Raw genomic sequence first — 25660 nt, forward strand, 5'->3', positions numbered from 1 at the left:
AAGGAAAATGATTTTCAAGTAGAATCGTCATTGCGAGGAGGTACGACTAAGCAATCTTTTTTTGCTGAGATTTTTCAATGGAGATTGCTTCAGCAAATGAAAAATTTGCTTCGCAATGACGATATTTCGTGGAAATGCATTGGTCTAATCGTCCTGCTGAATGGAGTTCAGCACCTTTTTAGATAAGATCCTGAAACAGGATTCTAATAAAAAAACGCCTATAAAAACCCTAAAGCTTCTTTCGGCACAAAAGGACTTACATCGCCATGGTTTCTTAAAATATCTCGGACAATGGTTGAGCTGATCGCAGAGTATTCGGGTTTGCTGAGCAGCAAAATGGTTTCCACTTCAGGCATCATGGTTTGGTTAATCTGAGCAATAGCTCTTTCATATTCAAAATCTGATGCGGAACGAATTCCACGAACCATATAAGTGGCATTTATCTTTCTGCAAAAATCTACGGTTAAGCCCTGATAGGTTTGTATTTCGATGTTTTGATAATCAGCGAAAACCGTTTCCAGGATATGAAGCCTTTGTTCTGCCGTCAGAAAATTTTGCTTGGAACTATTCAATCCGATTCCGATCACTATTTTATCAAAAAGGGGAGTGGCACGTTGCAGGATGTTGACGTGTGCAATGGTAATCGGATCAAATGAGCCCGGAAACAGCGCTATTTTCATGATTCAAATATAGATTTTTAAGCGGAAAGGTGAAAGGTTTAGCCAAGCTTAAACATATTCAAAAAAACTAAACGATGAGTTTCCATATTTGCGGGTTTCAGTATAGCCTGGCTGATTGCCCAGTCTCATATTGCTTTGGTGCTCCACAATTAATAATCCGTGTGGCTTAAGCAATTGTCTTTCCTGAACCAGAACCGGAAGCTGTGGGATATTGGGCATATGATACGGCGGATCGGCAAAAATCAAATCGTAAGCACCTGTCATCTGCTTCAGGAGCTTGAAAACATCCGCCTTACGCACTTCCACCTGCTTAAATTCATATTTTTGTGCGGCACTTTTTACCCAGTTTATACAGCCATAATCCATATCTACCGCTAAAATCTTTTCTGCATTGCGGGAAGCAAATTCAAAAGTCAGGTTTCCTGTTCCGCAGAATAAATCAAGCACGGTGCAGGTTTCAAAATCAAATCTGTTGTTTAAAATATTAAAAAGTGCTTCTTTGGCCATATCCGTTGTGGGGCGGACAGGCAGGTTTGCCGGTGGCTGCAAACGGATCCCTTTTAGTTTTCCTCCAATTATTCGCATAAGCTTAAGGCCAGCAAACCGCTGAAATAGTGTTTAGGCATATCCGCCAGCAATTCACAATGTTGTTTTTCAGCAGGAAGGAAGAAGTAGAGGTTATTAAAATATTTTAGTAGTGTATTGTAATTATCATCATCTTCATTTATAATTCCCTGAAGGTATACGGGACAAGATTCCGTGAGGGCTAATTGATCTATGATCAGTAACAGAAAATAATTAAATTCTTCGGCTGTTTCTGCTGAGTAATGATTCTGGAAGTTAATTTTTTTATCCTTTATAAAAAGTACATTAAAGGAAGATGCTGTAAAATCAATCAACAAGGCATTGTCGGTTAACTGGGTAAACAAAGCAAGTAAAGGCGAAGAATGCGGATACACAACTGTGCTTTCCGGAAGTTTCTCTTCTATTTTTTCTGCTAAAGAAAAAACAGTATTAAAGCCAAGATGCTTGTGGCTTTTGCTTAATATCTTTCCTTCAGAACCTAAAAAATTAGCATAAACGGATAGATCATCGGCATTAAACCACTCATTCGGAATAAAAACAAAATTTGAGGTGTGTATGGCAGCTTTTATGGAACCATAAGAATGGGAAAGATGATGATCTGATTCAAAAGCATCCTGTAAAACAAGTGGCAAATCTTCACAGCCTTGCTGATCAAAAATGACCTTAACCTGTTCTGAGTCCTGATCAACCACTGCATATGAAAAACTATCGTTTGTTATTTTCAATAATAACTGATAGTTCACTGATGCATCAGCTTTAAAATCCGGGTCTACCAATAATAGGCTGTTATTACTCATTATCGCAAAAATAGCGTTTTTTGGAGATTAACCGCAAAGGGCACAAAGTTTTTTCGCAAAGCGCGCTTAGTTGGAAAGGAGATCTGGTCCTTTTCAAGGGATAACCTTTACATGTATGAGTTATCTAAGCATAGATTAATATGAAAATCTCATTTATATTTCTGTAATTCTGCAGTAAATTGTTTGGGTATTTTTTTATCTGCCTGAATAAAAAATCTGTATATGCAGGAGTTAAATCCAGCCAAATCTTTTGACCAAAATCAAACCTTTCATTTATTAAAAATTTGAAATATTCAGCTTAAATTCGAAACATGAGTTACACGCCTACTTACAAAGCCGCGAACACGGTTGCTGCCAAAATTGAGCAACATTTTATTCGCTTGCATCAAAATGCCGCAGCACAGGGAGAGGTTGATCTGGCTTCACAACCAGACAGGAAAACAATAGAGGCGTTGATAGACGTGGCTTTCTGGAGCAGCCTGCGGAAAGAAGAAGGGCACTCACCGCGTATATCTGTTGCTTTTTTACCGCCTTCGCAAACTTCAAACCCTTTAAGGTTTGCTAAACCCTTACCTTTAAATGCCAATACCCTGACTAAAATTGCACCTGGTATAGAGCGTTCCGGGATCCATTTGGGGGTATGGGAAGAGGATGGTGAATTATACATCTGGGGCACCACCTTAAATATCCCTAATTTTTGTTTTGTAGTAGATGTTTCTGAACCTGGATTGATTGTGATCAAACACCGCCGGATTTACGGCATTGGAAAATACACCAATGTAGCAGTTTTAAAGGGTGAACAAATCAGAATTGTGGATGACACTTCCTGTACGAATCGTGATTGCCCGCCGATTTTAAAAGCTTTACTGGATTTAACGGTATTGGCCAGTTGGAATGATCCGATTAATATCCTGATTCAGTTTTCGGTTTCTATGCGTGGGCACGGGCGTGGTGGTGCGCTATTAATTGTACCTAAAGAAAATACCAAATGGAAAGAGTCTATCATTCAGCCCATCCAATATTTAATTGAACCTCCTTTCTCCGGTTTATCAAACCTGGCTAAACAAAGCGGTAACCAGACAGAAATTTTTTCACAAGGTGCATTAAGGCGCGAAGTGGAACACCTGGCGGGATTAACCGCCGTTGACGGGGCCACCATTATAAATGATCAATTTGATCTGATTGCTTTTGGGGCAAAGATTGGCCGGGCTAAAGGTAAGCCTACTGTTGAGCAGATTGCCTTTTCTGAACCGATTCTTGGCGGAGAAGATAAACTGTTATACCCGGGGCAGCTAGGTGGAACAAGGCATTTTTCAGTGGCACAATTTGTAAATGATCAGCCTGAAGCCATTGGATTAGTGGCTTCACAGGATGGACATTTTACGATCTTCAGCTGGAGCAAACAGCAAAAAATGGTGATGGCACACCGGATTGAAACTTTATTATTGTAAAATAAATTAAGCCATTGCTTTACTGTTGCAAGGATTCGCTGGAAATTTATTTCGTTTACGTATTTTGCAGGGTTAACATTAAAAAGAGCTGGTAGCTTTGCCCGCTAAACTGTATGGTATACCCCATTTTTATCGGAGATGTAACGGAAAGACGGAGCCTTGAGCCCAATTAGCGGCACAATTGCTTTCCAATTCATTACAGCACTTGCTTTTCAAAACAATTTAACAATAAAACGATTCAATAATAATGTACCCGGATAAAAGTCAACTCATTGCCGATGCTTATGAACATATACCTACTAAAGAGCAATTGCTTTTTTGCGAACGGATGTCCAGGTTTTTGCAGGAGGAAGATGAATATCGCTGTTTTGTATTAAAAGGTTATGCCGGAACGGGTAAAACGACGTCTGTTGCAGCTTTGGTGAAAGTGTTGTCGAAATTTAACTTAAAGAGTGAGCTACTGGCACCAACAGGTCGGGCGGCAAAGGTAATGAGCCAGTATGCTTCGCGGAAGGCCTTAACCATTCATAAAAGAATTTACCGGAAACGCTCTGCGGCATCGCCGGAAATGCAGTTTCAGATGGCCCCAAATCTTTCTGAAAATACCCTGTTTATCATCGATGAGGCCTCTATGATTGCCGATGAATTTAACGAGACAGGTTCCTCTATTTTAAGGGATTTATTAGAATTTGTCTATAATACTAAAAATTGTTTTTTGCTATTTGTTGGCGATACGGCACAATTGCCCCCGGTGGGGAGTTTAGATAGTCCGGCTTTAAACGAACAATACTTAAAGGATAAATTTGCACTGACCATTACTTCAGTAGAATTGAAAGAGGTGGTTCGCCAGGGAAAAAAATCAGGTATCCTGGCTAATGCAACCATGCTTCGGAATCAAATTTCTAAAAATCCCGATAAACCCCTGCCCAAATTCCTAACCAAAAATTATACTGACATTTACAATATGGCGGGTGCCAGGCTGGTAGAAGGCTTAGAATATGCCTACCGTAAGTTTGGAATGGAGAATACACTGGTGGTTTGCCGTTCTAATAAATCGGCTAATATTTACAACCAGCAAATCCGCGCCAGGTTGTTGTACCGCGAAGAAGAGTTAACAGGTGGCGATCAGATTATGGTGGTGCGCAATAATTATTTCTGGCTTCCGGAAAATGAGGAAACGGCTTTTATCGCCAATGGAGATATGGCTAAAGTGATCCGCGTCAGGGGAGAAGAAGAACGTTATGGTTTCCGCTTTGCGGATGCTACTTTAGAGTTTATGGATTTTCCGGCAGCCGGGCAAATCAGTTGCAAGGTGATGTTGAATACCTTAAACCTCGAATCCGCAAACCTGCCATACGAGCAAAATAAAAAGCTTTTTGATGGACTGAATGAAGATTATGAACACATTGCCAATAAACGCCAAAGGATGCTCGCCATCAAGGCTGATCCATTTTATAATGCCTTGCAAATTAAATTTGCTTACGCGGTAACCTGTCATAAAGCACAGGGCGGACAATGGGACGCCGTTTTTGCAGACCAGGGTTATTTAACCGAAGAAATGATTGATCTGGATTTTCTGCGTTGGTTATACACGGCCGTAACCCGGGCCAGGAAAGAGTTATATTTAGTTAATTTTGCGCCTCAGCTCTTTGCCAAAACAGCTCAGGCAGATTATTTTTAAGCGGCTAAACTTCCTGTGGAAATACGGATTTTTATCTGAGCGAAAACCTGAAGCAAGTTTAGTTGCAGATCGCAGCTTAATTCTGCCCAATAAAAAATGTTTTAATGATGCAGGCATTTCAAAAATTACAATAATATCTGCAGCTAAACCATTCTAAATTCTTACCTTGAATGGCTAACCTCAATACCTCATGAAATTTGCATTTAGCCTTAAAAATAAGCTGAAAATTGCTTTCCTACTCTTTTGTATGATGTGCTGCATGTTGTTAATCCGGTTTTTGGAAGATAAAAGTGTAGCAACAATTAATGAATCATTTATCTCTATGTATAATGATCGGCTGGTTCCGGCAACTGATTTGTACTTCATTGCCGAAAAACTTTACCAGAAAAATATGATTTTTAATGATGCGCTAATCAATAATTCTTTGCCATTAAGTGGTCAGGCAAAAATTGATCAGTATAACTTCAAGATTGACTCAGTGATTCAGAAATACCAACTCACGTTACTGGTTAAGCAGGAAGAGGTATTTCTGAATGATCTAAAAAGTGCCTTAGGTCAGCAAAAACAACTGGAGTTAAAGGTGCTGAAAATGGCGGAAGAAGATGCACTTAGAATTTATCAGTCTGAAGGAAAAAAAATAGCTAACCAAACACTTGTCAAACTTTCTGCGCTGATTAAAATTCAATCAAATGTGGGTCATGAATTAATAAAGGATTCCAAAATCTTTGTTTCCGGAACCAAAATATATTCTTCCCTGCAGGGAATTTTAGCCGTCCTTATCGGGGTGATGGTTGTTTCTATTATTTCCGCTTCCAATATGGTTAAAATTCAGAACGAGAAGTTTAATTTAAATTAAGATTCCGCAGATTACTCATTTAGCATGCTGAATTTATTTCAGCATCTATCTAAGATTCGTAATCTGCGGCTAAATGACTCAGTTATTCTGCATCCTCATCCGTTACCAGGCGGATTGAATCATCAGAAAGTACTATCAAGCGTTCTTTATAAAGCGAACCAATCGTTTTCTTAAAGGCACTTTTGCTGATCTGGAAACGGTGATAAATTTCTTCCGGTGAGCTTTTATCACCCAGCTCGATCAGGCCGCCATTCTTTTTTAATGCATTTAAAATGACTTCTTTTGAATCTAAAATATGCCCGTAACCACTGGGTTGTAAAGTCAGGTCAATTTTACCTTCTACACGGATTTTTTTGATCCAGCCTTTACGATAATCTCCAATCTGAATGTTATCAAAAACCTCGTTATGGTAAAGTAAGCCAATATAGGTATTGTTGATAATGGCATTGAAGCCCAGGTCAGTTTCTTCCGTAATCAGTAAACTCACCTCATCACCTTCTTCGAAATCGAAATTTTCTTCTTCAACAAAATCATAAAGTTTTGAGGAGGCCAGCAAACGGTCGCTGTTTTCATCCAGGTAAAGGTAAACCACATATTTATAGCCTTTTTGCATCGGCCTTTTCTGTTCTTTTGTAGGAACGTAAACATCCTTATCAATGCCCAGATCCATGAAAATGCCGTCATCTCCGTCAGAAACTACTTTTAAGAAAGCAAAATCGCCTACTTCAGCATAAGCTTTTTGTGTGGTTCCGGTTAAGCGACCGTCTTTTTGAATGTAAACAAAAACCTTTGCGTTATCACCTATTTCCAGGCCCTTTGGAACGTACTGATAAGGTAATATCACCAGTTTATCACCATCCGTTAAGTTTAAGCCAGCTTCGGTTTTGCTTAAAACCCTTAATTCATTATATTTTCCTATTTCAATCATCGTAATGGTTAACCATTTTCTTCAATGGTTTTTGTACAAAGATACTAATCTTTAAAGGCAAGATCTGATTTAAATTTTTTATATAATTTAGCTGCTCATTTAATCTATTTTTACCATATGAATAAGCAGATTCCAGATTTTTTTTTGAGCGACGAGTATTTTATTGATGAAAAAGTGAACTTCCTGAAGTTTGCAAATGAGTATAAGGTTTACAATGATCAGGGTACGCAGATCGGGGTGATTAAACAGCGTATAAGTGGCTGGCAGAAGGCTTTAACCTTACTGGTTGATAAACGGATGATGCCTTTTAAACTGGAGATTACGGATGTAAACGGTCAGTTGCAGGCCACCATCAGCCGGGGCTGGACTTTCTGGATGTCGAAAATTATCGTGACTGATCCGATGGGTGTTGAAGTGGGCATTATCAAGCAGAAGTTCAAACTGTTTAAACCAACATTCACCATATCAAACCCTGTATCAGGAACGGAAATTGCCAAAATAACCGGCGATTGGAAGGCCTGGAATTTTAACATCACCAATAATACTGGCGCCGAGGTCGGTAAGATTAGTAAGAAATGGGCGGGTGCATTAAAAGAAGTGTTCACCACAGCCGATAAATACAATGTATCGATAGATCCTGGTTATGCAGAAAGCGACCAGAAAGTGGCCATCGTATGTACAGCCATTACCATTGATATGGTTTTAAAAGAAAGCTAATCAATTTTAAAAGGTGAATGGTTAATTTGTAGCATCCGGATATTCCTCAGCCACTTTATTAATCATTCGCCTTTTATATTTTAATATTTTATTGCCGGCAGTATCAAATAATTGGGTTAAATTTGATCTGTCCACTATTTAATGAACTACATGACAAAACCCAAAGAAGCTAAAAAACCAAGCGTTTTTAGTTTACTGGCATCCTATAAAGGCTTAATCTTTTCACTTATTTTATTTGCCCTGCTCAGTAACGGCATTAACTTATTGCTGCCAAAAATTATTGCCCATGGCATCGATTCATATACCAGCAAAACATTTAATCTGGATTCGGTTTTGTTTCAGTTTGCCATTGCCATCGTATTGGTTTTTATCTTTACCTATTTGCAGAGTATTGTTCAAACCTATGCATCAGAACGGGTAGCCAGAGATTTAAGGTCAAAACTTTCTGATCAGATTTCTCGTCAGAGCCACGCTTATGTTATCGAAGCCAATCCGTCCAAATTACTCACCAACTTAACTTCAGATGCAGATTCCATTAAAATGTTTGTGTCGCAGGCGATTGTGTCACTCGCATCGTCAATATTTTTAATTGTTGGGGCGAGCATTTTGCTCCTCATGATCAATTGGAAACTTGCCCTTTGTGTAATTGCTATTGTACCAATCATAGGGATTGCATTTTACCTGGTATTGAAAAAAGTGAGGGTGCTCTTTATCAAAAGTCGCGAAGTGATCGACTGGCTGAATAAAGTAATCAGCGAGAGTATTCTGGGGTCAGCGCTGATTCGTGTGATCAATTCCCAACAGCTTGAATACCAGAAGTTTTTAGATGCCAATGCCAAAGCACGTGATCTTGGCCTATCCATTCTCCGTTTATTTGCAGGGCTGATTCCCATCATTGTTTTTATTTCGAACCTCTCCGGCCTTACAATTCTTGTACTTGGAGGCCATTTTGTGATCACAGGTACCATGACGCTTGGTGAATTTGCGGCGTTTAACAGTTACCTGGCACTGATTATATTTCCGATTTTGGTGATCGGTTTTATGAGTAATGTCATAGCCCAGGCTACTGCTTCCTATCAACGCATTGAAAGTGTACTACATGCACCTGAATTAAAGCATCCCGGTACCCTAACCAATGTACTAACCGGTGATGTTGAAGCCCGGAATATTGAATTAAACTTTGGTCAGAAACCCATTTTAAAGCAGGTTTCTTTTGCTGCAAAGGCAGGGTCCAGAACAGCCATTATTGGTCCTACGGCTGCCGGAAAAACGCAACTGCTTTATATTTTGACCGGATTGATCGAACCCCAGACCGGTGAAATTCTTTATGATCATCAAGAAATCAACAGCTATAAACAGGAGAATTTTCACCAGCAGGTTGGCTTTGTTTTTCAGGACAGTATTATTTTTAACATGAGCATTCGTGAGAATATCGCCTTTAGCAATACGGTTACTGACGAATCTTTGGCGATGGCCATTCAAACCGCAGAACTAAAGGATTTTATTGATGCCTTACCTGAAAAACTGGATACCATTGTTTCTGAACGTGGAAACAGCCTTTCGGGTGGACAGAAGCAACGCATCATGCTGGCCAGGGCATTGGCTGTAAACCCTAAAATTTTGTTGCTGGATGATTTTACCGCCAGGGTAGATGCCAATACCGAAAAGCGGATTCTTGAAAATATCCAGCAGCATTATCCAGGTATAACCCTGATCTCCGTGACACAGAAAATTGCCGCAGTTGAAAATTACGATCAGGTGATTTTATTGATGCAGGGGGAGGTTATTGCTACCGGAACACACCGGGAATTGATTCAGCACAGCCCTGAATATGTTCAAATTTACAATTCACAACAGAGCACAAGCAATTATGAATTACAATCTTAACCAGCTCAACGAAGAGCAGGAAAAGCAATCTACCTACCTGGCGCTTAAAAGATTGCTGAAATTCATCTCTGCGGAACGAAAGAATCTTATACTGGCCTTAATCGCTATCCTTATTAATTCGGGATTACTTTTACTGGGGCCACTTTTGGTGGGGTATACCATTGATGCTTATATCAGAACCAAGCAGTTTCATGGTGTGCTGGTTTTTGGCGGCATTCTTTTGGGCATGTACTTAATTGCCATGGTTACCGGATATATCCAAACCAAACTGATGGGAGGTATCGGCCAAAGAATGTTATATACCCTTAGAAATGCCATTTTCAATAAGTTGCAGGAATTGCCGGTTTCTTTTTTCAACCAGAATAAGGCCGGTGATTTAATTTCAAGGGTAAACAGTGATACAGACAAGCTGAATCAGTTTTTTTCTCAATCGCTGATGCAGTTTATCGGGAGTATTGTCACCATGATTGGTGCAGGTGTGTTCTTGTTATCTATTAATTTGGAACTTGGTGCCGCCGCCCTTTCACCAGCCATTGTCATTGTCGTTTTTACCATGGTGTTATCGCCCTGGATAAAACGTAAAAATGCTAAAAACCTGAAAAGCGTAGGCGGACTAAGTGCTGAGGTTCAGGAAAGCCTGAATAATTTTAAGGTGATTATAGCTTTCAACCGCCGCGATTATTTTAGGCGACGTTTTGATGAGGCCAACCAAGAAAACTACAAAACCGCCATTGGTGCAGGCCTGGCCAATAATATTTTTGTTCCGGTTTATGGGCTGCTTTCCAGTATCGCACAATTAATCGTTTTGCTTTTCGGTATACACCTCATTTCTACAGGCCAGTTTTCTTTAGGTTTTCTGGTGAGTTATTTATCTTATTGTACCAATTTTTATAATCCGCTGAGGCAATTGGCAGCATTATGGACCAGTTTTCAGGTAGCTATGGCCAGTTGGGATCGTATTTCTAAAATTTTATTACTGGAGAACAACCTGCAGGTAATCAAAAATGAGGAGACCGTTACTTCGGATGTCCTGATCGAATTTAAGGATGTTCACTTTTCTTACGATGATTCAAAAGAAATTCTGCATCACATCAGCCTGAAGTTTGAAAAAGGGAAAACCTACGCCCTCATCGGGCCAACAGGCGGCGGTAAAACCACTACGGCCTCATTGATTTCACGTTTATACGACGCTACAAAAGGAACTGTTTTATTAAACGGAAAGGATATCCGGTCTTTCAGCGCAGAAGAGCGTACGCAGAAAATTGGCTTTATTTTACAAGAACCCTTTTTGTTTACCGGGACGGTTAAAGATAATATCCTTTATGGGAACAGCCGATATAAAGATGTGAGCGATGATGAACTCACCAGGATTATCGAACACGCGAATTTAAATGCATTGCTGGCAATTTTTGATGAAGGTATCAGTACTAAAATTGCTTCAGGGTCAGACAGCATTAGTTTAGGTCAGAAGCAACTCATTGCATTTATGCGGGCTGTGCTCCGAAACCCTGAATTACTGATTTTAGATGAAGCAACTGCAAATATTGATACCATTACAGAACAATTACTGAGTAGTATCTTAAATAAACTATCAAAGGAAACCACCTTAGTCATCATTGCCCACCGGTTAAATACCATTGAAAATGCTGATGAAATTTATTTCGTGAATGAAGGAGAGGTGCAACAAGCCGGAACTTTGAATGATGCATTAAACATGCTGACAAAAGGGAAGCGGGTGAGTTAGCATATAAGTCTGTTTTCACCCCGTATCTGGAAATTGATACACTGGTTGGCAATTTACCAGCCAGTGTATCAAAAGGAATTATCTGATAACTGCTTCAAAAGGCATCCTGGCCTGAATGCCGGAACTGGCCATTACCTTTTTCATTTGCTGGTAAAGCATGTAATGATCGCCCAGCTCTTGTTTGGTGTAGTATGTTTTGATTTTATCTGTACTTTCATCCATTAAAGATTTAAGGGGATCAATCACATCAGGGTATTCTACCACTTTAAAATCTTTTATTTTAGCTTTCTTCGCAGCAGCGTTAATGGCATCATTAAAGCTGCCGATACGATCTGCCAGGCCAATCTGAACGGCATCCGTACCAATCCACACATGTCCACCGCCAATGCTGTCGATATAAGCTTTGCTTTTCTTTCTGCCATCGGCTACACGACTTACAAAGCCGCTGTAAACCCGGTTTAGTTCATTCTGAATAATAAATCTCTCGCCAGCAGTCATCGGCCTGTTGGTTGCCATGATATCAGCATACTGACCCGTTTTAACCCCGTCAAAAGTAATTCCCAGTTTATTGGTCATCAGGTTTTGAAAATTCGGAATGATTCCAAAAACACCGATTGAACCCGTAATGGTATTGGGCTGAACAAATATACTGTCAGCTGCACAGCCGATATAATATCCGCCAGAAGCAGCCACATCACCAAAGGAGGCAATAACAGGTTTTTCTTTTTTAGTCAGTACAATTTCCCGCCAGATCACATCCGAAGCCAGTGCACTTCCGCCAGGAGAATTTACGCGAATCACCACCGCTTTGATATCATCATCCAAACGTGCCTTTCTGATGGCTCTGGATATGCGTTCAGAACCAATTTGATTATCATTGCCTTCACCACCGCTAATTTCTCCGTTGGCATAAATAACAGCTACTTTGTTTTTGCTGCTGCCCGCATCGCTGTTGTTCTTTGCATAATCATTGATTGCAACCGATCGGATATTTTCACCTTTGGTTCTGCCTGAAATGCCCTTAAGTTCCTCCAGGATCTGATCTTTGTATTTCAGGCCATCAATCATTTTATAGTTTAAAGCATCCTGAGGTTGTTGAATTTTGTATTGATCAGCAATGGAAAACAAGCTATCACGTTCCATATTTCTGCTTTTGGCAATATCAGTTAAAAAAGTATTGTATAAGCCACCCACATAAACCGTAACCTGCTGGCGGTTATAATCACTCATTTTATCTAAAATAAAGGGTTCAACAGCACTTTTATAGTTACCCACTCTAATTACCTGCATCTCTACGCCAGCCTTTTCCAATGTACCCTTAAAAAAAGTAAGTTCAGAACTGAATCCTTTAAATTCCAGCGCACCTTCCGGATTTAAATAAATTTTATCTGCTACTGATGCCAGGTAATAAGCACCTTGCGTATACACTTCACTGTATGAGATGATTTTTTTATGCGATTTTTTAAAATCAATTAGTGCATTCCTCACCTCGCGCATGGTTGCAAAACCCGCATTCGGGCTGCTCACGTTTAGGTAGATGCATTTAATATTATCATCTGTTTTGGCCTTTTTTATTGATTTCAGCAAGTCGTTTAATCCAATTCCATCCTTTTCTGCACTGCCCACTATCGGGAGGTTGCCAAAAGGATTTTTAGGCGTCCGCTCGGTGATGGGCTGGTCAAGGTTTAAAAACAGAATGGAATTATTCGATACTGTAATTGATTTATCATCATCCAATGATGAAATGGCACCGAAAATAATCACAATTACGATAATAAATATAATCACCACAGAAAGGAAAAAACCCAGCATGGAGGCAAAGAGATACTTGAAAAAATCTTTCATTTAAATGTTAGTTTTGTGGCGTAAAGATATAAAAATACATGACGGTTAATACGGCTTTAGAGTATACGATTGCTTATTTGTTACTCGGTGGAAATTTAGGGAACAGGCAGGATAATCTAAGTCGGGCCATTTCTTTAATTGGGCTGGAAATTGGCGAGGTCGTATCGGTTTCCTCCATTTACGAGACGGCGGCATGGGGTAAGGAAAATCAGCCTGCTTTTTTAAATCAGGCGGTTGCGGTAAAAACTGGTTTTACAGCCCTGGAGGTATTGCAAAAAGCACTTCATATTGAACAATTTCTTGGAAGGGTGCGTAAAGAAAAATGGGGTGAACGGTTGATTGATATCGACCTGATCCTGTTTGGTGATGCAGTGATTGATATTCAAAATCTACTTCATGTACCACATCCCCACATGCAGGAACGGAAGTTCGTCATGGCACCGCTGGCCGAAATTGCACCCGAAGTTGTTCATCCCGTTTTAGGGCAAACGGTTCAGAATATCTATGAAAATATTACGGATGTTTTGGAAATTAGGAAATTGTAATGATTAGTTTTGCCTTATGCAAAATATCGATGATCATCATCCTTTAGATTTATCATACCTCGTTGGAATGGTGGGACATCATCCTGAATTTATGATCGAGATTTTTGATACATTTATTCAACAAACCCCGATCTATCTGGCAGAAATGGATGATGCTTTGGCCCTGAAAAACTGGGATGAAGTAAGCAGATGTGCTCATAAACTGAAACCGACATTTAGTTATATCGGCCGCAATGATATAAAGGATTTTGTAGAGGAAATTGAACTGAAGGCCCGGAATCATGATGTGAACCAAATTCCTGCTGCTATAGAACGGCTGAAAATAATCGTGCAGATCATCTATTCACAGCTGGATTCGGTTAAGAAAGATATTCAACCCCTCAACTGACCCTGGGTGTCTTTAAGCATTTATTATTCAGCTGTTAACTGATCTTTTCTGCAACATGTTTAAAATGCAAAACAGATAAGGCAATATACAATACCAGTACAAAAGGAATGGCAGCGAATTGTAATACGGCTATTAAAGCAGCCGAGAGGATCAGAAAAATGAATTTAATTTTGTTTTTTGCCCAGCTTAGATCACTGAATTTTAAAGAGAATATCTTAATCTCGCTGATTAGTAAGAAACTGGTGATTGCTGTAATGGATATAAGCAGGATGGTTGATCCGATTACACTGGGGTAATCATCGTAAATATATGGTAGCGAGCAGATAAATAAAGTATTCATTGGTGTATTTAGTCCGATGAAATCTTCCGTTTGTCTTTCATCGTTATTAAATTTTGCCAATCTTAAAGCAGAAAAAATGGTAATCAAAAAGCCCAGGTATGGAAGGTATGCAGAAGTGTAATCGCTTAATTGCAATAAGTTAAACATGATTACCCCTGGTAAAAATCCAAAGCTGACCATATCTGCCAGAGAATCCAGGTCTTTGCCAATGGCCGATTTTACATTTAACAAACGAGCCACCATTCCATCAAAAAAATCAAAAATTCCGGAAAGAATAACAAAATAAGCGGCAATTTTTAAGTCGCCTTTAAATGCAAAAACAATTCCGATGCAACCTGAAAAAAGGTTTGCACAGGTGATTGCATTGGGGATATTTTTTTTTAGCATGGGGTTATGCGCTAAGCGCATGGGGTTTGAAACGCATTACGCCAAACCCCAAACGCCAAACTTATTTAGCTATTCATCGAAATTAGGAATTCTTCGTTGCTTTTAGTGCCTTTTATCTGTGCCTGTACAAATTCCATCGCCTCCTGGCTGTTCATGTCTGCCAGGTGGTTACGTAAAATCCATACACGTTGCAGAATATCTCTATCCAATAATAAATCATCACGGCGGGTGCTTGATGCGGTAATATCAATTGCCGGGAAGATGCGTTTGTTCGATAATTTACGGTCTAACTGTAACTCCATGTTACCCGTTCCTTTAAATTCTTCGAAAATCACTTCATCCATTTTAGAACCTGTATCCGTTAATGCAGTTGCCAAAATGGTTAATGAACCACCATTTTCGATATTACGGGCCGCTCCAAAGAAACGTTTTGGTTTGTGCAGGGCATTGGCATCCACACCACCGGATAAAATTTTACCCGAAGCCGGAGCAGTGGTATTGTAAGCCCTGGCCAAACGGGTAATCGAATCCAGTAAAATGACCACATCATGTCCGCTTTCTACCAAACGCTTGGATTTCTCTAAAACGATATTGGCAATTTTTACATGGCGCTCAGCTGGCTCATCAAAAGTAGAAGCAATTACTTCGGCACGCACACTGCGGGCCATATCAGTTACCTCTTCCGGACGTTCGTCAATTAACAAAATAATTAAATAAACTTCAGGGTGGTTTTTAGCGATGGCATTTGCCACTTCTTTCAGTAAATTGGTTTTACCGGTTTTAGGTTGCGCTACAATCAAACCACGTTGTCCTTTTCCAATTGGTGTAAATAAATCCATAATACGGGTAGAATAATTACTGTTGTCCGTAAATAAATTTAATTTTTCTGTTGGAAATAAGGGGGTTAAATAATCGAAAGGTACACGATCCCTTACCTCGGCAGGAATTCTGCCATTGATGGTCTCCACACGAACTAAAGGGAAATATTTTTCGCCTTCTTTTGGCGGACGGATACTGCCTTTAACGGTATCACCGGTTTTTAGTCCGAAAAGTTTGATTTGCGACTGTGATACATAAATATCATCAGGAGAGGTTAAGTAGTTATAATCCGCAGAACGTAAGAAACCGTAACCATCAGGCATAATTTCTAAAACACCTTCATTTGTGATCACGTTATCAAAATCTAAATTAGAATAACTGTTTTCGTTTTTATGGTGGTTGCCGCCTCCGGGTTGTTTCTGCTGGCGGTTATCTTCGCGCTGTGGTTTTTCTTGTTTTTCCCGTGGCTCTTGCTTTTGTTTCTGAACAGGTAATACTTCCGCACTTTCTTCAATCAGGGCAGAAATGGGTTTAACACTTTCTTCCTGCTCTGCAATTCTGTCGGGTTGTTTTTCTGCCCGTTGCTGGTGCTGCGGCTCATCAAATAAAGTAACCGATTCCCTTTTTCTTTCAACAGGTGTAACGGATTCATCTTTACTCAATCTTGCTCTTTTCTTCACAGGCTTATCCGTTGCACTGGCTGCTGCTGTGGCAATCTTTGGAGTTTTTTCAGCTTTAACTGCTTTGGTTTTGGTTACAGCAGGTGCTGCTACACTGGCTTCTGCAACTGCTGGTTCACTATAAGGATCGGTACCTGTTTTGGCGGCATTTATAATTTCCTGCTGATGCAGAAGTACTTCAACAAGGTCTATCTTTCTTAAGGAATCGGCACCTTCAATGCCATAAGATTTTGCAAGCTCACGTAATTCTGGTGTGAGCTTATCATTTAATTCTGTTTTGCTAAACATTCTGAATATATATGTTTCAAGAAATTTTTCATTTTTTTATAACGGATGTTTCCGGTTATAAATCTGTCAGGGCTAAAATATGTTAGTTTTAAAAAGCCAGACATTTCATGCGTATAAATTCTTAGGCTATAAAACCAAAAATGAGTGATTAACTTGAAGCCTCAAAATGGTTTCATAATTGTTTACATGCTGAATAAAAAACGATGAATCGTTTTCAAAAAATGGTAACAAAAAACAAGTTTTGATAATTTTTTCTGGGATATTCAGATAAACGGTTGAGAAATTATGATGCAATTGTATGTATTTGAAACGTAATCCGCAAGAAAAAGTTTAAAATGTTTATAAAATAATGAATGTGAAAATATTTTAATCGTCTAAAAATCTTAAAAAACATCATATTTGCAGCAAACAAGCACATATATGACCAAGCAACAACTTTTCGGGCAGATACAGAAAAAACGTTCTTTTTTATGTGTTGGGCTGGATTCTTCTCTTGATAAAATTCCCCAGCACTTATTAAAATATGAAAATCCGATTTTGGAATTCAATAAGCAGATTATTGATGCCACAAAAGATTTGTGTGTAGCATATAAACCAAACACAGCTTTTTATGAGTGTTACGGGAAGAAAGGCTGGGAAAATTTAATTGAAACCTGGAAATACATTCCTAAAGATATTTTCAGTATTGCAGATGCCAAGCGTGGCGATATCGGCAACACTTCGGCCATGTATGCAGAAACTTTTTTTAATGAAAAATCTTCAGAAATGAGTTTCGATTCTGTTACAGTGGCACCCTATATGGGAAGTGATTCGGTTACACCTTTTTTAACATTTCAAAATAAATGGGTGATCTTACTGGCTTTAACATCCAATACCGGGCATGCTGACTTTCAGTTACAGGAAACCGGAACCGACAGGCTTTTTGAAAAAGTATTAAAAACCGCTCAGCAATGGGCTACCGATGAACAGATGATGTACGTAGTAGGGGCCACACGTGGTGCTGCCTTTGCTGATATCCGGAAACTGGCACCTGATCATTTTTTATTGGTTCCTGGTGTAGGTGCACAGGGCGGTGATTTAAAGGAAGTTTGCCAATATGGATTGAATGCACAATGTGGCTTGTTAGTGAACTCATCCCGGGGCATTATCTATGCCGGAAATGGCGAAGATTTTGCTGAAAAGGCAAGGGCAGAGGCATTGAAGCTGCAGAAAGAAATGGAGCAGATTTTAATCGGGGCCGGTTTAATTTAGCCAAGTATTTTCAGATTTTTCACAGGTTAGTTTTGATGAGCTACCCATACACGAAAAGTGATTTGCTTTTTGTATATGCTGTGTTTCCAGGTAATAACATTTTTTTTTACGTAAGGCAGCACATCCTTTACGGCTGATTTCCACATGATGAAACCCCCATTAGATTTAAAACTTATACTGGCCTTAACAGGTGTAGCCCTGATTTGGGGAACTACCTATCTGGGGATCCGCATTGCCGTATCTTCAATTCCAGCCTGGTACGTCACCGCCATCCGCCAAAGCATTGCTTCACTGATTATTCTGTTGATACTGATTAAACAAAAAGAACTCAAGTGGATTGGCTGGTCGGCTTTTAAAAGGCAGATTATACTTTCCATTTTAATGGTGGTTATTGCAAACGGGTTAACCACAGTAGCTGAAAAAACCATTCCAAGTGGTTTAACATCTTTAATTAATGCCACTTCACCATTGATGGTATTTCTGGGTTGTGTTTTTCTGGGAATTCAAAAACCAAGCCTGAAAGGCTTTACCGGTGTTTTTATTGGCTTTTTAGGTGTTGTGTTTATTTTTCGGGATGGAATTACCGATTTGATGGAACCAGGTTACCGGAACGGCATTATTGCCCTTGTTTTAGCCGTTACCGGCTGGACAATAGGCACCATTTACTCTAAAAAACACAGTGGCAAGCCACAGTATATCTTTTTAAATTTATTTTACCAATTTGTTTTTTCAGCACTCGTTCAGTGGTGCCTGGCGTTCATTTTTTCAGGCCAGGCTGAAGTAAGTGCCTGGAAAACAGAAAGTATTTTTGCAGCGGTTTACCTGGCCATATTTGGTTCTGTACTGGCCTTTTTTTGTTACCATTATGCGCTGAAAAAAGTGACCGCATCAGAGGTCTCCATCCTTACGTATTTCAATACCGTGATCGCGATATTTTTAGGATGGCTGATGCTGAATGAGGAAGTTGGCGTAGATTTGATTGTGGCTACAATACTGATTATTGCAGGGGTTTTTATTACCAATTATAAGAAGAAAGCACAATTCAAGCCGCTGTAGATGAATTACTTTCGTCATGCTGAATGTATTTTCAGCATTTTTTACCAGAACACCCTGAAATAAATTCAGGGTGACGAATGAAATGGTATAAAACTTAAAGGAATATTTTTTATCTTCAGTAAATGAACTTTTCTGAAGATTTCCTGCATTATGTCTGGCAATTCAAATCATTTGATCATGTTGATTTAAGAACTGCTGACGCGCAAACACTTCAAATTATCCATCATGGATTTCTGAATAAAGATGCAGGTCCTGATTTTAGCCAGGCTAAAATTCAGATCGCTGAAACGCTATGGGCCGGAAATGTAGAAATCCACCTTAAATCGTCTGATTGGCTAAAGCACCGCCATCAAAACGACAAGGCTTATGAGAATGTAATTCTGCACGTGGTATATGAACATGATGTAGAAATCAACCGGATGGATGGATCGGTGATACCTGTACTCACCTTAAAAAATAGAATAGCAAGGGAGCTGCTGGAGAAATATGAAAATCTTTTTCTTAACCTAAATGATTTTCCATGTGCCGCGCAGATTGCATCAGTGGATCGTGTGATTATCGATTCTTTCCTTTCCAGGACTTTAACGGAAAGGTTTGAGGAAAAAACGGAGCTACTGTTCAAAAGTCTGGAGGAGGCCAGAGGCAACTGGGATGAAATTTTTTATCAGTTCATGGCCAGGAATTTCGGTTTTAAAGTGAATGCTTTACCTTTCGAGTTTCTGGCAAAAGCCATTCCTTCATCAATTTACAGGAAACACAAAGATAATCCCTTTCAGATTGAAGCTTTGGTTTATGGTGCTGCAGGTTTTTTAAACCATCATGCTGAAGAAGAATACCCGCGCAAACTTAAAGCGGAATTTCTTTTTCTTCAGAAAAAATATAAGATTAAACCCATAGAAATGTCTAATTGGAAATTTATGAGGATGAGGCCTCAGAATTTTCCTACACTTCGTTTAGCACAGTTTGCTGCATTAATTTCAAAGTCTAACCATCTCTTTTCAAAAATTATAGCCATAAAAGATATTGGTGAATTAGGCCGGCTTTTTGAAAAACTGCCGGTTAATTCTTTTTGGGAGGAACATTATCATTTTCATAAAAAAGCGGCAGGTGTAAATACGCAGATCGGTAAAAAATCTATCGAAAATATTTTATTAAACACTGTTGCGCTATTCTTATTTGCTTATGGAAAGCATATTGGAATGCAGGACTATATCGACAGGGCAATTTGCCTGCTGGAAAGTTTGCCGGCAGAAAAGAATGCCATAACAGAAAAGTTTACCGGGGCGGGGGTGAGCATTGAAAAAGCCTTTGCCTCTCAGGCCGTTTTACAGCTAAAAAAGCAATATTGTGATCAGAAGAAATGCTTACGGTGTGGCATAGGCATCAGCATATTAAAGCCTGATCTGAATAACATTCATCATACCTGATAATGAACAACATCCAGGCATCGGTTAAATATGAGTGTACCGTAAAAATACTTTTTTTTAAGTCAGCATAAACCTTATTACTGAAGGGTATAATTACCCTTTTATCAAATAAGATCGTTTGCACATTTTTTAATCTGTTATCTTAGTGGTAGTTATAATTAAATCAATGGGACGATTTAGATTAACAAAAACCAAGCAGTCAGGGTATGCTGTATGATTTTAAAACTAAAACCAGGCATTTGGATGGATGCGGGTTAACAGTTAAAGCCTTACCAAAGTAGGGCTTTAACTTTTTTAAAATGATTATCCATGGCATATACCATAAAAAAATTAAAACACCAAGATCAAACTTTATGGCGTTAGAAAGGTTTTATGATTATGGAATTCCCACACGAACTTAGAGAGCATTTTCCGGATAAAATTATCGAGGTAAGAGGTAATGCCGATGCTTTAACTGTTATATTGCATGCAGCGGTGGATATTGAAAAGTTTAAGAATGAATTGAAAAAGAAATTTGCACATTTAGATGAGCAGCAGATCCTTTTTATAAAACACGAGAACAGGCAGGATTTTGATAAACTGGTGCTGGATTAACTTCTTTATCAGTATCATATTTAATTCATGCATTTTTATCTAAATATTATACCTAAATTAGTATTCAATTGGCATTATTATTTTGCTTGATTTATTTTTCTATTGCGTTGGATTTAAAATAAGCTTAAAATGTTTCAGAGAATCATCACCTATTTTGAACAGCAAAGTTTCGGCGTGTCAACTTATCTTGCCAATAAGTTAAACATGAGTACGGCTAAGGTTCGTTTATTTTTTATCTATTCGTCATTTCTGGCGGTTGGCTTCCCCATATTGTTTTACTTTCTGGCCGCAGTGGTGCTGGACATCAGGACTTACATGAAAAAAATGCGGTTGAGAATCTGGGAGTAGATCAGTGGGTCATGTACAGCTGACGATTCACCATGACAGAAAACTAATCTTCTCTTAATATTTCGGCAATTTCATGAAAACCCTTTTCAGCAGCTAAATCTGCGGGTAGTTTTCCGCCTTCCATTCTTAAACCTACTTCAGCACCATGTTCCAGCAGGAGAATGATCAACGCGATATTGCCCAGCTGTGCTGCCGTATGTAATGGGGCTAAGCCTGCTTTTTGGCAAACATTAGGATAGGCACCTGCATCCAGAAGCAGTTTAGTCAGGTTTACATGATTTGAGGCCACAGCAGAGTGGATCGGGAAGACATTAAAGCCATTTTTAGAGGGAATGTTCACATCTGCACCCTTGAGTATAAGAAACCTCGCCAAATCTTCATGGCCGAAATAACAGGCCAAACCCAGTGGTGTAAATCCATCATCAGACAAGGTATTGATATGCTCCGGATTTTGGAAAACGAGTAATGTTGCCGTATCAAATTTACCTGCCGCACAAGCCTCAAACAAGTTTAAATCAGCTGTAAATTCCACAATCAAATCGACAATTTGCTGCTTTTTGTAATAGCAGGCCAATAATAAGGGAGAAATCTGATGTGACGTGTTGGTATTGGCCAATGCCGGGTTTTCGATCAAAATATCTTTAACTGCCTGAAAATTTCCCAGCGTTATCTGTTCTTCAAGTTTCGCTATGCTCATGTAGAATTAATCTTTTGTAAAAACTGACTTAAAGTAGTGAAAAATTAATAATTATTTAATTTTTGAAACTTTTTGCCGTATTTTTTTCTGACAAAAAGAATATCTGGTATGGCTTTTAAATAAAAACCCCGTTTCGCCACTCCTGGCCGAACGGGGGTAAAACCTAAAACAAATCCGTTTCATTTGACAAAACGTACAACTGTGTGCTGTTAAATCATAGACGTGATTTTGAGCTAAAGGTTTAACTGCTGATCATTCTTTTATGTAGTGGATATTTTAAATCATGATAGATACAACTATATATTTATATTTGTTCGTTAATCATTATTAGGATAGAAAATGGCGGTAAGGGGAAACCAGTTTAAAACCAATACATTCAGAGATAAAGGTGCTGAAAATGCATCAGGCAGGTCATCTTTTAATCGCCAGCCTAAGGGAAAAAGAGAGTATCTGCCAAGCTTCGACTTGCAGGATGGCCGTGCTGTGAAAATTGCAGGGTTGTTTTTTGTCATCCTTTCCTTATATTTCTTAATTGCATTTACGTCCTATTTATTTACCTGGCAGGACGATCAGAGTTATGTGATTGATGCCAACGGCGGCTGGGGGAATTTATTCAAGACTGCAGAGGAGTTGAAAGATGCCGGTGTGACCACGCCCGTTGTTCAGAACTGGCTGGGTAAGTTCGGCGCGCTGTTATCGCATCAGTTTATTTATGAGTGGTTCGGCATTGCCTCCTTTTTATTTGTACTGGCGTTTTTTATTATCGGCTACCGCTTATTGTTTAAAGTCAAAATCCTTTCCATTTCTAAAACACTGGGGTATAGTTTTTTCTTTCTGTTGTTCATTTCCCTAACCTTAGGTTTTGCACATGGCTTCTGGGCAGAATCGCCACATTATGTAGAAGGTGAGTTTGGTTACTGGAGCAACAAACTACTGGCTGCGCAGATTGGTGCCGCCGGGGTTGCCGGTTTAATTGCCTTTGCAGGCTTATCCATCCTGATCATTGCCTATAACATTGATTTTAAATTTCCCGAACGTAAAGAAAAGGAAGTTTATCTCGACAATGAAACGCCTGATTTTGTAAATGAGGTGCGCGAGAAATTTGCCAACAAAAGAGAAGAAGATGAACGCTCTGCACCAATCGAATTTCCTGTTCGGGATAAATCGGGAACAGGAAATGAAAGAAAGCAGCAGAACGTGGTTTTACAGCCCAGCCGGTTTGAACAAAAAGAAGTAGAAGATGTGGCAGTAGCACCAGTGGTGTTATCGCCAATGGCCACCAATTTACCCATTGCCACTTCAGCAGCTGAATCTATGCCCCTAACCGTTGAGCCTGTAATTGATGAAGAAAAAGAACCTGTTTTTACCATAGAAAAAACAGAAGAGGATAAAAAATCTGATGACCTCGTCGAACAGTTTGGTAATTACGATGAAAAGCTGGATTTGTCCGGCTATAAATACCCTACAGTAGATTTACTGGAAAATTATGGTACCAATAAGATTTCAGTTAATGCCGAAGAACTGGAAGCCAATAAAAACAAGATTGTAGAAACCCTTAATCATTATAACATCGAAATTGATAAGATTAAGGCAACCATTGGTCCAACGGTTACGCTCTATGAAATTATCCCGGCACCTGGTGTCCGGATTTCAAAGATCAAAAACCTGGAAGATGATATTGCACTCTCTTTAGCGGCATTAGGGATCCGGATTATTGCACCCATGCCCGGAAAAGGAACCATTGGTATTGAAGTACCGAATCAACATCCGGAAATGGTGCCGATGCGCAGTATTCTGAACACCGAAAAATGGACCTCCAATACGATGGATCTGCCGATTGCACTCGGTAAAACGATCAGTAATGAAGTGTTTATTGCTGATTTAGCCAAAATGCCCCACTTATTGGTTGCCGGGGCAACAGGGCAGGGTAAGTCAGTAGGGATTAACTCCATATTGGTTTCGCTGTTATTTAAAAAACATCCTGCGCAGTTAAAATTTGTACTGGTTGATCCGAAAAAAGTAGAGTTAACCTTATTTAACAGAATTGAACGCCATTTCCTGGCCAAGCTACCGGGAGAAGCGGATGCGATCATCACCGACACGAAAAAGGTGGTAAACACCCTGAATTCACTTTGTATCGAGATGGATCAGCGCTATGATCTATTGAAAGATGCACAGGTCAGAAACCTGAAGGAATACAATGATAAATTCATCAAACGGAAGTTAAATCCAAACAACGGACACCGCTTTTTACCATTTATTGTATTGGTGGTGGATGAGTTCGCCGATTTAATGATGACCGCTGGTAAAGAAGTGGAGGCGCCCATTGCCCGTTTGGCACAGCTGGCTCGGGCCATCGGGATTCACCTGGTGCTGGCGACACAGCGTCCGTCTGTAAATATCATTACCGGAACCATCAAAGCCAACTTCCCGGCTAGGTTAGCCTTCAGGGTTTTATCTAAAATTGATTCGCGTACCATTTTGGATAGTGGTGGTGCCGACCAGCTGATCGGCAGGGGAGATATGCTCTTATCTACCGGAAGCGACTTAATCCGCCTACAATGTGCATTTGTGGATACACCAGAGGTGGATCGGATTTCTGAATTTATCGGCAATCAGCGCGGTTATGCTGATGCGTATCAACTGCCTGAATATATCGATGAAGCTGGTGAAGGCAGTAAGGCAGATTTTGATCCGAATGAGCGTGATAAGTTTTTTGAGGATGCTGCAAGGCTGATTGTGATGCACCAGCAAGGTTCTACCTCCCTCATTCAGCGTAAACTGAAACTGGGTTATAACCGTGCCGGCCGGATCATTGATCAACTGGAAGCTGCCGGTATTGTCGGTCCTTTTGAAGGCAGTAAGGCACGCGAAGTTTTATATCCGGATGAATATTCTTTGGAACAATTCTTGAATGAGATGAATAACAAAGATTAGATTAAACCAATCGTAAAAAATCTACTCTGACCTTTCACAAGAAAATTTAAAAGCACAAAAATGAAGAAATTAATTTCAGCAGTCATGGTGGTTGTTGCCTTTACCACATCAACTTATGCCCAGACTGATGCCAGGGCTAAAGCAATTTTAGCAGAAGTAAGTAAAAAATATAAGTCGTACAACGTAGTTAAAACAGATTTTTCTTTCACATTGGATAACCCCAAAGCAAAGGTGAAAGAAACACAGCAAGGTACCTTGTATGTTAAGGCCAACTCTAATAAGTATAAGGTGGCCATGACCAATCAGGAATTGTTCAGTGATGGTAAAAGCCAGTGGACTTATCTTAAAAAAGACAAAGAAGTTCAGGTGAGTAACGTAGATAACAGTGGTGATGCCATTAATCCGGCTAAAATCTTTACCGTTTATGAAAAAGGTTTTAAATATGTTTATACCGGGGAAGAAAAGGCTGGTGCGAAAACCTATCAGATGATTGATTTAACACCGGTTGATACCAAAAAATCAATCTTTAAGGTTCGCTTAAGTATTGATAAGGCTGCCAAACAGATTGCAAATGTGGTGTTGTTTGATAAGAATGGAAACAAATACACGTATAACGTGAAAACTTTCTCGCCCAATGTGAATGTACCGGAAACGACTTTTGCCTTTGACGCCAAAAAATATCCTGGCGTGGAAGTGGTTGATTTGCGGTAACAGCTTTAGCAGACGGCGCTT

At 39.5% G+C, this 25660-nt stretch carries 23 protein-coding genes; 15 read left to right on the forward strand and 8 right to left on the reverse strand.

Annotated features, from left to right (window positions below):
- Positions 1 to 218 precede the first annotated feature (218 nt).
- From coaD to OQ267_RS08715, 3 genes are read right to left on the reverse strand one after another with little or no spacing between them, the layout of a single operon-like run.
- A complete protein-coding gene (gene coaD, locus OQ267_RS08705; protein ID WP_088302775.1) occupies positions 219 to 680 on the reverse strand; it encodes a pantetheine-phosphate adenylyltransferase in 462 nt (153 codons plus the stop codon).
- A gap of 48 nt (positions 681 to 728) precedes the next feature.
- Complete coding sequence (gene rsmD, locus OQ267_RS08710; protein ID WP_265835586.1) at positions 729 to 1265, reverse strand: 16S rRNA (guanine(966)-N(2))-methyltransferase RsmD; 537 nt, start codon at positions 1263 to 1265, stop codon at positions 729 to 731.
- On the reverse strand, positions 1256 to 2062 hold the full coding sequence (locus OQ267_RS08715) for a DUF3822 family protein (protein WP_265835587.1): 807 nt from the start codon (positions 2060 to 2062) through the stop codon (positions 1256 to 1258). Before OQ267_RS08715 ends, rsmD begins: the two co-directional genes overlap by 10 nt.
- Positions 2063 to 2373: 311 nt before the next feature.
- Here OQ267_RS08715 and OQ267_RS08720 point away from each other — a divergent pair, with 311 nt between their 5' ends.
- The 3 genes from OQ267_RS08720 (at position 2374) to OQ267_RS08730 (ending at position 6050) form a co-directional block, all read left to right on the forward strand.
- Positions 2374 to 3513: a putative sensor domain DACNV-containing protein gene (locus OQ267_RS08720; RefSeq protein ID WP_088302778.1), complete on the forward strand. Its 1140-nt coding sequence runs from the start codon at positions 2374 to 2376 to the stop codon at positions 3511 to 3513.
- Positions 3514 to 3760: 247 nt separating this feature from the next.
- Positions 3761 to 5194, forward strand: coding sequence for an ATP-dependent DNA helicase (locus tag OQ267_RS08725; protein WP_265835588.1), 1434 nt, complete (start codon positions 3761 to 3763; stop codon positions 5192 to 5194).
- A gap of 190 nt (positions 5195 to 5384) precedes the next feature.
- Entirely contained in the window at positions 5385 to 6050 is a 666-nt protein-coding gene (locus tag OQ267_RS08730; RefSeq protein ID WP_265835589.1) for an MCP four helix bundle domain-containing protein, read from the forward strand.
- An 82-nt stretch (positions 6051 to 6132) separates the two neighbouring features.
- On the opposite strand, the gene OQ267_RS08735 is transcribed toward OQ267_RS08730, so the two are convergent.
- Positions 6133 to 6978 carry a S1 RNA-binding domain-containing protein gene (locus OQ267_RS08735; protein ID WP_088302782.1) on the reverse strand — a complete coding sequence of 282 codons (846 nt, stop codon included), beginning with the start codon at positions 6976 to 6978 and terminating at the stop codon, positions 6133 to 6135.
- 117 nt (positions 6979 to 7095) lie between these two features.
- Between OQ267_RS08735 and OQ267_RS08740 the strand changes: the two genes are divergently transcribed.
- The 3 genes from OQ267_RS08740 (at position 7096) to OQ267_RS08750 (ending at position 11326) form a co-directional block, all read left to right on the forward strand.
- Positions 7096 to 7695, forward strand: a complete 600-nt coding sequence (locus tag OQ267_RS08740) for an LURP-one-related/scramblase family protein (RefSeq protein ID WP_088302783.1) — start codon at positions 7096 to 7098, stop codon at positions 7693 to 7695.
- A gap of 150 nt (positions 7696 to 7845) precedes the next feature.
- The gene (locus tag OQ267_RS08745) at positions 7846 to 9582 is read left to right on the forward strand and encodes an ABC transporter ATP-binding protein (RefSeq protein WP_265835590.1); all 1737 of its coding nucleotides are present in this window, start codon (positions 7846 to 7848) and stop codon (positions 9580 to 9582) included.
- Positions 9566 to 11326, forward strand: coding sequence for an ABC transporter ATP-binding protein (locus OQ267_RS08750; protein ID WP_265835591.1), 1761 nt, complete (start codon positions 9566 to 9568; stop codon positions 11324 to 11326). The genes OQ267_RS08745 and OQ267_RS08750 overlap by 17 nt, the downstream gene beginning before the upstream one ends.
- A 78-nt stretch (positions 11327 to 11404) precedes the next feature.
- Here OQ267_RS08750 and sppA read toward each other — a convergent pair whose 3' ends face one another.
- Positions 11405 to 13171, reverse strand: a complete 1767-nt coding sequence (sppA, locus tag OQ267_RS08755) for a signal peptide peptidase SppA (protein WP_265835592.1) — start codon at positions 13169 to 13171, stop codon at positions 11405 to 11407.
- Between the two features lie 38 nt (positions 13172 to 13209).
- Between sppA and folK the strand changes: the two genes are divergently transcribed.
- The gene (folK, locus tag OQ267_RS08760) at positions 13210 to 13716 is read left to right on the forward strand and encodes a 2-amino-4-hydroxy-6-hydroxymethyldihydropteridine diphosphokinase (protein ID WP_265835593.1); all 507 of its coding nucleotides are present in this window, start codon (positions 13210 to 13212) and stop codon (positions 13714 to 13716) included.
- 16 nt (positions 13717 to 13732) lie between these two features.
- Entirely contained in the window at positions 13733 to 14104 is a 372-nt protein-coding gene (locus OQ267_RS08765; protein WP_088302788.1) for an Hpt domain-containing protein, read from the forward strand.
- 34 nt (positions 14105 to 14138) lie between these two features.
- Here OQ267_RS08765 and pssA read toward each other — a convergent pair whose 3' ends face one another.
- Both pssA and rho read right to left on the reverse strand, forming a co-directional pair.
- Positions 14139 to 14831, reverse strand: coding sequence for a CDP-diacylglycerol--serine O-phosphatidyltransferase (gene pssA / locus OQ267_RS08770; RefSeq protein WP_265818556.1), 693 nt, complete (start codon positions 14829 to 14831; stop codon positions 14139 to 14141).
- 65 nt (positions 14832 to 14896) lie between these two features.
- Entirely contained in the window at positions 14897 to 16618 is a 1722-nt protein-coding gene (gene rho / locus OQ267_RS08775) for a transcription termination factor Rho (RefSeq protein WP_088302789.1), read from the reverse strand.
- 420 nt (positions 16619 to 17038) lie between these two features.
- On the opposite strand from rho, the gene pyrF reads away from it, so the two are divergent.
- From pyrF to OQ267_RS08800, 5 genes are all read left to right on the forward strand, one after another.
- A complete protein-coding gene (gene pyrF / locus OQ267_RS08780; protein ID WP_265835594.1) occupies positions 17039 to 17869 on the forward strand; it encodes an orotidine-5'-phosphate decarboxylase in 831 nt (276 codons plus the stop codon).
- Between the two features lie 144 nt (positions 17870 to 18013).
- Complete coding sequence (locus tag OQ267_RS08785; RefSeq protein ID WP_253249082.1) at positions 18014 to 18925, forward strand: DMT family transporter; 912 nt, start codon at positions 18014 to 18016, stop codon at positions 18923 to 18925.
- Positions 18926 to 19047: 122 nt separating this feature from the next.
- The gene (locus OQ267_RS08790; RefSeq protein WP_265835595.1) at positions 19048 to 20352 is read left to right on the forward strand and encodes a DUF2851 family protein; all 1305 of its coding nucleotides are present in this window, start codon (positions 19048 to 19050) and stop codon (positions 20350 to 20352) included.
- A gap of 378 nt (positions 20353 to 20730) precedes the next feature.
- The gene (locus tag OQ267_RS08795; RefSeq protein WP_140418711.1) at positions 20731 to 20946 is read left to right on the forward strand and encodes a hypothetical protein; all 216 of its coding nucleotides are present in this window, start codon (positions 20731 to 20733) and stop codon (positions 20944 to 20946) included.
- A 129-nt stretch (positions 20947 to 21075) separates the two neighbouring features.
- Positions 21076 to 21294, forward strand: coding sequence for a PspC domain-containing protein (locus OQ267_RS08800; protein ID WP_010601800.1), 219 nt, complete (start codon positions 21076 to 21078; stop codon positions 21292 to 21294).
- A gap of 43 nt (positions 21295 to 21337) precedes the next feature.
- On the opposite strand, the gene OQ267_RS08805 is transcribed toward OQ267_RS08800, so the two are convergent.
- Entirely contained in the window at positions 21338 to 21991 is a 654-nt protein-coding gene (locus tag OQ267_RS08805; protein ID WP_265835596.1) for an ankyrin repeat domain-containing protein, read from the reverse strand.
- A 339-nt stretch (positions 21992 to 22330) separates the two neighbouring features.
- Between OQ267_RS08805 and OQ267_RS08810 the strand changes: the two genes are divergently transcribed.
- Both OQ267_RS08810 and OQ267_RS08815 read left to right on the forward strand, forming a co-directional pair.
- Positions 22331 to 24928 carry an FtsK/SpoIIIE family DNA translocase gene (locus OQ267_RS08810; protein WP_265835597.1) on the forward strand — a complete coding sequence of 866 codons (2598 nt, stop codon included), beginning with the start codon at positions 22331 to 22333 and terminating at the stop codon, positions 24926 to 24928.
- 60 nt (positions 24929 to 24988) lie between these two features.
- A complete protein-coding gene (locus tag OQ267_RS08815; protein ID WP_088302795.1) occupies positions 24989 to 25639 on the forward strand; it encodes a LolA family protein in 651 nt (216 codons plus the stop codon).
- Positions 25640 to 25660 lie beyond the last annotated feature (21 nt).

It is taken from the genome of Pedobacter sp. MR22-3 (assembly GCF_026240075.1).
GTDB lineage: Bacteria > Bacteroidota > Bacteroidia > Sphingobacteriales > Sphingobacteriaceae > Pedobacter.

Coding starts and splice junctions, on each gene's coding strand:
- OQ267_RS08785 (WP_253249082.1), top strand. CDS start 18,014: ATGATGAAACCCCCATTAGATTTAAAACTTATACTGGCCTTAACAGGT.
- coaD (WP_088302775.1), bottom strand. CDS start 680: ATGAAAATAGCGCTGTTTCCGGGCTCATTTGATCCGATTACCATTGCA.
- OQ267_RS08735 (WP_088302782.1), bottom strand. CDS start 6,978: ATGATTGAAATAGGAAAATATAATGAATTAAGGGTTTTAAGCAAAACC.
- pssA (WP_265818556.1), bottom strand. CDS start 14,831: ATGCTAAAAAAAAATATCCCCAATGCAATCACCTGTGCAAACCTTTTT.
- OQ267_RS08740 (WP_088302783.1), top strand. CDS start 7,096: ATGAATAAGCAGATTCCAGATTTTTTTTTGAGCGACGAGTATTTTATT.
- OQ267_RS08750 (WP_265835591.1), top strand. CDS start 9,566: ATGAATTACAATCTTAACCAGCTCAACGAAGAGCAGGAAAAGCAATCT.
- rsmD (WP_265835586.1), bottom strand. CDS start 1,265: ATGCGAATAATTGGAGGAAAACTAAAAGGGATCCGTTTGCAGCCACCG.
- OQ267_RS08725 (WP_265835588.1), top strand. CDS start 3,761: ATGTACCCGGATAAAAGTCAACTCATTGCCGATGCTTATGAACATATA.
- OQ267_RS08800 (WP_010601800.1), top strand. CDS start 21,076: ATGTTTCAGAGAATCATCACCTATTTTGAACAGCAAAGTTTCGGCGTG.
- folK (WP_265835593.1), top strand. CDS start 13,210: ATGACGGTTAATACGGCTTTAGAGTATACGATTGCTTATTTGTTACTC.
- OQ267_RS08765 (WP_088302788.1), top strand. CDS start 13,733: ATGCAAAATATCGATGATCATCATCCTTTAGATTTATCATACCTCGTT.
- OQ267_RS08795 (WP_140418711.1), top strand. CDS start 20,731: ATGGAATTCCCACACGAACTTAGAGAGCATTTTCCGGATAAAATTATC.
- sppA (WP_265835592.1), bottom strand. CDS start 13,171: ATGAAAGATTTTTTCAAGTATCTCTTTGCCTCCATGCTGGGTTTTTTC.
- OQ267_RS08815 (WP_088302795.1), top strand. CDS start 24,989: ATGAAGAAATTAATTTCAGCAGTCATGGTGGTTGTTGCCTTTACCACA.
- pyrF (WP_265835594.1), top strand. CDS start 17,039: ATGACCAAGCAACAACTTTTCGGGCAGATACAGAAAAAACGTTCTTTT.
- OQ267_RS08730 (WP_265835589.1), top strand. CDS start 5,385: ATGAAATTTGCATTTAGCCTTAAAAATAAGCTGAAAATTGCTTTCCTA.
- OQ267_RS08805 (WP_265835596.1), bottom strand. CDS start 21,991: ATGAGCATAGCGAAACTTGAAGAACAGATAACGCTGGGAAATTTTCAG.
- OQ267_RS08790 (WP_265835595.1), top strand. CDS start 19,048: ATGAACTTTTCTGAAGATTTCCTGCATTATGTCTGGCAATTCAAATCA.
- OQ267_RS08745 (WP_265835590.1), top strand. CDS start 7,846: ATGACAAAACCCAAAGAAGCTAAAAAACCAAGCGTTTTTAGTTTACTG.
- rho (WP_088302789.1), bottom strand. CDS start 16,618: ATGTTTAGCAAAACAGAATTAAATGATAAGCTCACACCAGAATTACGT.
- OQ267_RS08720 (WP_088302778.1), top strand. CDS start 2,374: ATGAGTTACACGCCTACTTACAAAGCCGCGAACACGGTTGCTGCCAAA.
- OQ267_RS08810 (WP_265835597.1), top strand. CDS start 22,331: ATGGCGGTAAGGGGAAACCAGTTTAAAACCAATACATTCAGAGATAAA.
- OQ267_RS08715 (WP_265835587.1), bottom strand. CDS start 2,062: ATGAGTAATAACAGCCTATTATTGGTAGACCCGGATTTTAAAGCTGAT.